A 6,975-nucleotide genomic window follows, 5' to 3' on the forward strand; every position below is an offset into this window, starting at 1 on the left:
CGGCGCCCCGGCACCCGAGCCCACCGGCCGCTCGCTCCCGGAGCCTGCCGCTCGTTCCGTCCCCGAGCCTGCCGCGGGGCCCGCCCCCACGCCGCCCCCGGGGCCCGTCGCCGCGCTGCCCGCCGTGCCCGCGCAGCGGCGCGCACCCGAGGCGCCGAACGCTCCGGCGCTGCCCGCGCCCGCCATCGGGCCGCGCAGGCCCTCACCGGCCGGCTCCAAGGAGAGCAACCGCCGCAAGCTCGCCGCGGCACGCGAGGTGCTGGCCCGGCACGCCGTGCGGCTACCGGAGGCGGTGGCGGCGATCGAGCCCGGGCCGGAGGCGGCCGTGCCCTCGGGCGCTCCCGGCACCGGCTCCCCCGTCGGCACCGAGTCCTTCACCGCCGGCACGCCGACCAGCACGGATTCCCTCCCTCCCGCGGGGGCCGGTGGCCGGGCCGCACAGGCCGTGGCCTTCGCCCGGGCGCAGATCGGACGGCCGTGTGTCTGGGGTGCGACCGGGCCCGGCTCGTACGACTACGCCGGCCTCACCCAGGCCGCGTGGAAGGCCGCCGGGGTGTCCCTGCCGCGTTCGGCGCAGGGCCAGGTCCTCGCGGGCACCCCGGTGGCGCTCACCGGCATCCGCGACGGCGACCTCGTCTTCTTCTTCGACAACGACAGCCACGTCGGCCTCTATGTCGGCGACGGCATGATGGTGCACGCCCCGGGCCCCGGCTCGGCCGTCCGCGAGGAGTCCATCTACGGCGCCGGCGAGTCGGCGATCCACCGGGTGATACGACCGGCATGACCCCGTGTAGGTTCCCAGCTCCCGTGTCCTTTTCCCACGAACTGTGGCCACTCGGCGGCCCCGGTCGAGACTGCGCAGGCCAGAGACACGGCCTCAATGAACAATCCCGAGGATTTAGACACGGCCGTGAGAACGAGCGGCTGGACACGCCGTGAGACACCGCGAGAAGTCGCAGGTCACGGCGTCGCTTTAGGACACGAGCAGGGAGAACCTACACCCCGTGAGCAGCCACGTTCCCAGGCGCCGTCCCGGCGGGGCATAAGGTCGGCTTATGAGGTCATAGGGCGGACCCGCGTACCAACTTAGGTGTGCCTTAGCTTAGGCTTCCCGTTCGAGTCGCCCGTTGTCGCTCGAAGGGAACCTGATCATGCCGCGCCCCCTGCGGGTAGCCATCGTCGGAGCCGGCCCCGCCGGGATCTACGCCGCCGACGCCCTGCTCAAATCCGAGGTGGCGGCCGACCCCGGCGTCTCCATCGACCTCTTCGAACGGATGCCCGCGCCCTTCGGTCTGATCCGGTACGGCGTCGCTCCCGACCACCCCCGTATCAAGGGCATCGTCACGGCCCTGCACCAGGTGCTCGACAAGCCGCAGATCCGGCTGTTCGGGAACGTCGACTACCCGCGCGACATCGGCCTCGACGACCTGCGCGCCTTCTACGACGCCGTGATCTTCTCGACCGGCGCGACGGACGACCGCGAGCTGCGCATCCCGGGCATCGACCTGGCCGGCTCGTACGGCGCCGCCGACTTCGTCTCCTGGTACGACGGCCATCCGGACGTGCCGCGCACCTGGCCCCTGGAGGCCGAGAAGGTGGCCGTGCTCGGCGTCGGCAACGTCGCGCTCGACGTGGCCCGTGTCCTGGCCAAGACGGCGGACGAACTGCTGCCGACGGAGATCCCGCCGAACGTGTACGACGGTCTGAAGGCCAACAGGGCCCGGGAGATCCACGTCTTCGGCCGCCGCGGCCCGGCCCAGGCGAAGTTCAGCCCGATGGAGCTGCGCGAGCTGGACCACTCCCCGAACATCGAGGTCATCGTCGACCCCGAGGACATCGACTACGACGCGGGCTCAATCGAGACCCGGCGCGGGAACAAGCAGGCCGACATGGTCGCCAAGACGCTGGAGAAGTGGGCGATCCGCGACGTCGGCGACCGGCCGCACAAGCTGTTCCTGCACTTCTTCGAGTCGCCCACGGAGATCCTCGGCGCGGACGGCAGGGTCGTGGGCCTGCGCACCGAGCGCACCGCGCTCGACGGCACCGGCAACGTCAAGGGCACCGGAACCTTCAAGGACTGGGATGTCACAGCGGTCTACCGGGCCGTCGGCTATCTGTCCGAGAAGCTGCCCAAGCTGCCGTGGGACCTGGACTCCGGCACCGTCCCGGACGAGGGCGGCCGGGTCATCGAGGAGAGCGGCGCGCACCTGCAGTCCACGTATGTCACCGGCTGGATCCGGCGCGGTCCCGTCGGTCTGATCGGCCACACCAAGGGCGACGCGAACGAGACGGTCTCCCACCTCCTCGACGACCACGCGAACGGCCGTCTGCACACGCCCGAGTCACCCGCGCCGCAGGCCGTGGACGCGTTCCTCGCCGACCGGAACATCCGCTTCACCACCTGGGACGGCTGGTACCGCCTGGACGCCGCCGAACGGGCGCTGGGCGAGAGCGAGGGCCGCGAGCGCGTCAAGATCGTCGAGCGCGAGGACATGCTCCGGGAGAGCGGGGCGTAAGGCACCGAACGCGGTGGTCGTGGGCTCGGCGCGCGCTGACGGCGCGACGGGCCCAGGCACGCGCCGCGGCCCGGTGGGGCGTCACCCTTGGTCGTCGCGCCGTCCGCGAAGGGGCCGCCGGCCGCGAGGGCCCCGTGAGGCAAAGGCCCCAGCGGCGAAGGGTTCGCCGACGAGGCGGTGGGTGGCCGCGCGTCCGGGTGCGGATCGTCTCGGCGGCAGCCGGGCGTGGTCGGTCCCGCCGTACAGGTCGCGGCCGTCGAGCCGGTACAGGTTCGGGTTCTCGGTCGCCCGCGACGGCCCGGAACCGCGGTCGGCCCTCGCCGAGCGTGAACGGGGCCCGCCCCTGAGCGGATGGGCGGGCGGGCCCCGTCCGGCACCCCATTGTCGTATGCCGCGACAGCTCACCGGCATGGGTGAACCAGGGCCGTGAGCGGTGCACCGCACACACCCCGGGCGCGCCGCACACACCCCGGGCGCGCCGCACACACCCGGGTGCGCCGGGCACACCCCGGATATGCCGAGCGCTCCCTCGTGCGCCGGGCGCTCCCCGTGCGCGTGGGCCGGGGCGGAACCGGCGCCGTGCGTCCACCGGCCCCGACCCGGCCGCCGGGCCGCGTCCCGCAGCGGTGATACTGGAAGGCGCACGCCGCCTCCACCGCAGATGGGCCCATGTCGAACTCCGCCAGCGACCGCTCCCCGATCCCCGACACGGTGTGGCAGGCCCGCGGCCGCCATACCGGCACCTCCTCGGAGGACGTCCTGCGCCGCACCCTGCGTCGGCACAAGGACGGCAAGATCCTCGACGACTTCGCCGAACCCCCCGTGCCGCAGGACACCGCCCGGCGGGTCTTCGAGGCACGCTGGCGGGTCGACGGCGAGGTGCCGGTGCGGGCCAGGCTGACGCTCCTGCCCCCGCGGGACCGGGCGGACGGGCGCGAGTGGCTGCTCGTGGCGGAGGCGGAACGGCCGTGGGAGGACAGCTGGCCGTCCCCCGCGACCATGTTCTGGCCCGACACGGACGACGTCCCCTGGGACCACCACCACACCGTCGCCGGACTGCGCCTGCGCGACATCAACCCGGTCCCCGCGGACGACAAGGCCATGCGCCGGGTCTTCCGCGACGCCCCGCGCGGGTCCTGGTCCGTCCATCTGGTCGTGCACGAGGCCATGACCCCGGACGAGCGGGGCAGGCTGCCGCTGGCCCGGCTGCTGCCGCCGGGGCTGCGCCATCGCGTCCTGGAGCACCGGGCCGCGCCGCACCAACTGCGCGCCGTCAACTGGGCGCTGCGCGAGCAGGGCGTGGAGGTGCCACGCGGCGGGGCCGTCCTGCTGCCGCCGCGGCCGGCCCCGGACGGCTACGACGCCATGGAGTACGCCGTGCGCAACGTCTTCCTCGACGGCTCGGAACCCGCCGAACTCCTCGACGCGCTGCGGCGCTTCACCGCCCTGCCGAAGCCCGCGCCCGAGGGCGCCGCGGAGACGCTGGCCGACCTGCGCGACAACTGGACGCTGATGACCCTGGAGGAGCAACTGGCCCGTGAGCGCGGGCTGGTGGCGATGTACGCCGAGGCGCTGGAGGCGATGACCAGGTCCCGCGACCTGTACCGGGAGGCCGCGGAGCAGGCCCATGAGGCACTGGCCGCCTACCGTGACGCGCCCGCCCCGCCGGCCGAACGGCCCGAGCCTGCCGCCCCGCCTGGAGCGTCCCCGCTCAGGCAGTTCACGCGGACGTTCGCCCGGCTGACGGGCGGCGCCAAGGTGCCGCGTACCCGGGGCGGGGACGACGCCGACGAGGTGAAGGATCCCTCCTGAACCGTGGCGAAGCGGTACGGCGGCGCAGGACCGGGAAGGCGAAGGGATAGCCGGACAAGGGCGGGAAACGGACAGGAGCCTCCATGGACACGACCACGACCGTGCTTCTGGTCGCCGCGGTGCTCGCGGCCATCGTCCTCGTCGTGGCCCTCGTCCTGCTGGTCCGGCTGGTCCGCGCCCGGCAGACGCTACGGCGGGCCGGGCTGCCCACGGGGCCCCGCTGGATCTTCTGGGGCGCCGTCCTCTATCTGGTGCTGCCGACCGACCTGCTGCCCGACCCGGTGTACCTCGACGACATCGGCGTACTGCTGCTCGCGCTGCGCAGTCTGCGCGGCGGCTCGACACTGCCGACGGACGGCACAAAGCCCTGATCCCCTCCCCGCACGCCGGGCGCGGGCGTGACGCCTCTCCCTGATCTGCCTGATCTGCGTGGTCTCCGCCAGCGGACGACCTCGCCGCACCTGGGGTACGCGGCGAGCACGGACGAGGGCGGACGGAGCAGACCCTGCCTGCGGCGCCGTGCGGCTCGCGCTCAGCCGAGGGCGCGGTCCAGGTTGAAGGCGGCGCTGATCAGCGAGAAGTGGGTGAACGCCTGCGGGAAGTTGCCCTGCTGCTCACCGGTGCGGCCGATCTCCTCCGCGTACAGGCCCAGATGGTTGGCGTAGGTGAGCATCTTCTCGAACGCCAGCCGGGCCTCCTCGAGCCGCCCGGCGCGCACCATCGCCTCGACGTACCAGAACGAGCAGATCGAGAACGTGCCCTCGTCGCCGCGCAGTCCGTCGGGGCTGGCCTGCGGGTCGTAGCGGTAGACGAGCGAGTCGGAGACCAGGTCCTCGGTCAGGGCGTCCAGGGTGGACAGCCACTTCGGGTCGGTGGGCGCGATGAACTTGGCGAGCGGCATCATCAGCAGGGAGGCGTCGAGGACGTCGCCGTCCTCGTACTGGACGAAGGCGTGGCGTGCCGTCGACCAGCCGCGGTCCATGATCCGCCGGTAGATCGAGTCGCGGCTCTGCCGCCAGCGAAGCAGGTCGGCGGGCAGTCCGCGCCGGTTGGCGAGGCGGATGGCGCGTTCGATGGCCACCCAGCACATCAGCCGCGAGTAGAGGAAGTTCTTGCGGCCGCCCCGGGTCTCCCACACCCCCTCGTCCGGCTGGTCCCAGTTGTCGCAGACCCAGTCCACCAGATGGCACACGTCGTCCCACTGGTCGCTGGCGATGGGCTGGGCCCACTTGTCGTAGAGGTAGACCGAGTCGATGAGGGCGCCGTAGATGTCGAGCTGGAGCTGGTCGGCGGCGGCGTTGCCGACCCGGACCGGAGCGGAGCCCTGGTGGCCCTCCAGGTGCGGCAGCTCGCGTTCGGGCAGGTCGGCGCGGCCGTCGATGCCGTACATGATCTGCAGCGGCCCGGCGGCACCGCCGTCGCCGGCGCTGATGTGGGTGGTCAGGAACCGCATGAACCCCGCGGCCTCGCTGCTGAAGCCGAGCCGCAGCAGCGCGTAGACGCAGAAGGCCGCGTCGCGCACCCACACGTAGCGGTAGTCCCAGTTGCGTTCGCCGCCGACCTGCTCGGGGAGGCTGGTGGTCGGAGCGGCGACGATGGCGCCGGTCGGCGCGTAGGTGAGCAGTTTCAGGGTGAGCGCCGAGCGGTGCACCATCTCGCGCCAGCGTCCGCGGTAGCGGGACTGGTGCAGCCAGCGGCGCCAGTAGGCGACCGTGGCGGCGAACTCGTGCTCGGCCTCCAGCTGGGCGCAGCCGCGGGGTGCCACGGCGTCGCCGACCCGGTCGAGGGCGAACACCGCGGACTCGCCCTCGGCGAGCTTGAAGTCGGCCCGGACGTCCATGCCGTCGCTCTCCAGCGCGACGGTGGAGGTGAGCCACAGGGACAGCTCCGGGGACTCGAACAGGGCGCTGCCGTTGCGCAGGACCACGGCGTGCGGGTCGGCGCCGTAGTTGAACCGTGGGGCGACCCGGGCCCGGAAGGGGACGGCTCCGCGGACGCACACGACGCGGCGGATCAGGCGGTGCCGGTCGCCCTCGGTGGAGCGCGCGGGCTCCGCCGACACCGGCATGAAGTCCTGGACCTCGCCCACGCCGTCCTCGGTGAAGAAGCGGGTGATCAGCACGTTGGTGTCGGGGAAGTAGAACTGCTTGGTCCGGGCCGGTACGGCGGCCGCCAGCTCGAAGGCTCCGCCGCGCTCGGCGTCCAGGATCGCCGCGAAGACGCTGGGGGCGTCGAAGGACGGGCAGCAGTACCAGTCGATCGTGCCGTTGCTGCCCACCAGGGCCACGGTCTGCAGGTCGCCGATCAGGCCGTGCTCGGCGATCGGCAGATAGCGGGGGTTGCCGGGTTCGTCCCGGCGGAACGGCGTCTCGGACATCACGGCAGCCTCCCGGAGAACGGGCGTGCGGGCTGCTTCCAGCTTAGGAGCGAAGCTTTTCCCACGACACGACCACGGACGTGACGCGGCGCCACGGGGCGGCGGCGCGACAGCCCGGTGGGGCGGCGGGGCGGCGGCCCGGTGAAGGAGCGGCGAGGCAAGGCGGCGGCAGTGCCGCGAGGCGGGCGGCGGCGCGGCAGCGGGGTGGCGGGCGGCGGCCCGGTGGGGCGGCGGGGCGGTGACCCCGGTGAGGCAGCAGTGAGGCAAGGC

5 protein-coding genes are annotated in these 6,975 nt (G+C 73.2%); 4 read left to right on the forward strand and 1 reads right to left on the reverse strand.

The window, feature by feature from the left end; translation table 11 throughout:
- From ABT245_RS45340 to ABT245_RS45355, 4 genes are all read left to right on the forward strand, one after another.
- The coding region (locus tag ABT245_RS45340; RefSeq protein WP_351746869.1) for a C40 family peptidase at window positions 1-784 on the forward strand (784 nt) is incomplete at its 5' end.
- Between the two features lie 367 nt (window positions 785-1,151).
- A complete protein-coding gene (locus ABT245_RS45345) occupies window positions 1,152-2,516 on the forward strand; it encodes an FAD-dependent oxidoreductase (RefSeq protein WP_351746872.1) in 1,365 nt (454 codons plus the stop codon).
- A gap of 669 nt (window positions 2,517-3,185) precedes the next feature.
- On the forward strand, window positions 3,186-4,328 hold the full coding sequence (locus ABT245_RS45350) for a hypothetical protein (RefSeq protein WP_351746874.1): 1,143 nt from the start codon (window positions 3,186-3,188) through the stop codon (window positions 4,326-4,328).
- An 83-nt stretch (window positions 4,329-4,411) separates the two neighbouring features.
- A complete protein-coding gene (locus ABT245_RS45355; protein ID WP_351746877.1) occupies window positions 4,412-4,699 on the forward strand; it encodes a YkvA family protein in 288 nt (95 codons plus the stop codon).
- Window positions 4,700-4,860: 161 nt separating this feature from the next.
- On the opposite strand, the gene ABT245_RS45360 is transcribed toward ABT245_RS45355, so the two are convergent.
- The gene (locus ABT245_RS45360) at window positions 4,861-6,705 is read right to left on the reverse strand and encodes a glycoside hydrolase family 15 protein (protein ID WP_351746879.1); all 1,845 of its coding nucleotides are present in this window, start codon (window positions 6,703-6,705) and stop codon (window positions 4,861-4,863) included.
- Between the last annotated feature and the right edge of the window lie 270 nt (window positions 6,706-6,975).

The organism is Streptomyces sp. NPDC001508 (genome assembly GCF_040298665.1).
GTDB lineage: Bacteria > Actinomycetota > Actinomycetes > Streptomycetales > Streptomycetaceae > Streptomyces.

Coding starts and splice junctions, on each gene's coding strand:
- ABT245_RS45345 (WP_351746872.1), top strand. CDS start 1,152: ATGCCGCGCCCCCTGCGGGTAGCCATCGTCGGAGCCGGCCCCGCCGGG.
- ABT245_RS45350 (WP_351746874.1), top strand. CDS start 3,186: ATGTCGAACTCCGCCAGCGACCGCTCCCCGATCCCCGACACGGTGTGG.
- ABT245_RS45355 (WP_351746877.1), top strand. CDS start 4,412: ATGGACACGACCACGACCGTGCTTCTGGTCGCCGCGGTGCTCGCGGCC.
- ABT245_RS45360 (WP_351746879.1), bottom strand. CDS start 6,705: ATGTCCGAGACGCCGTTCCGCCGGGACGAACCCGGCAACCCCCGCTAT.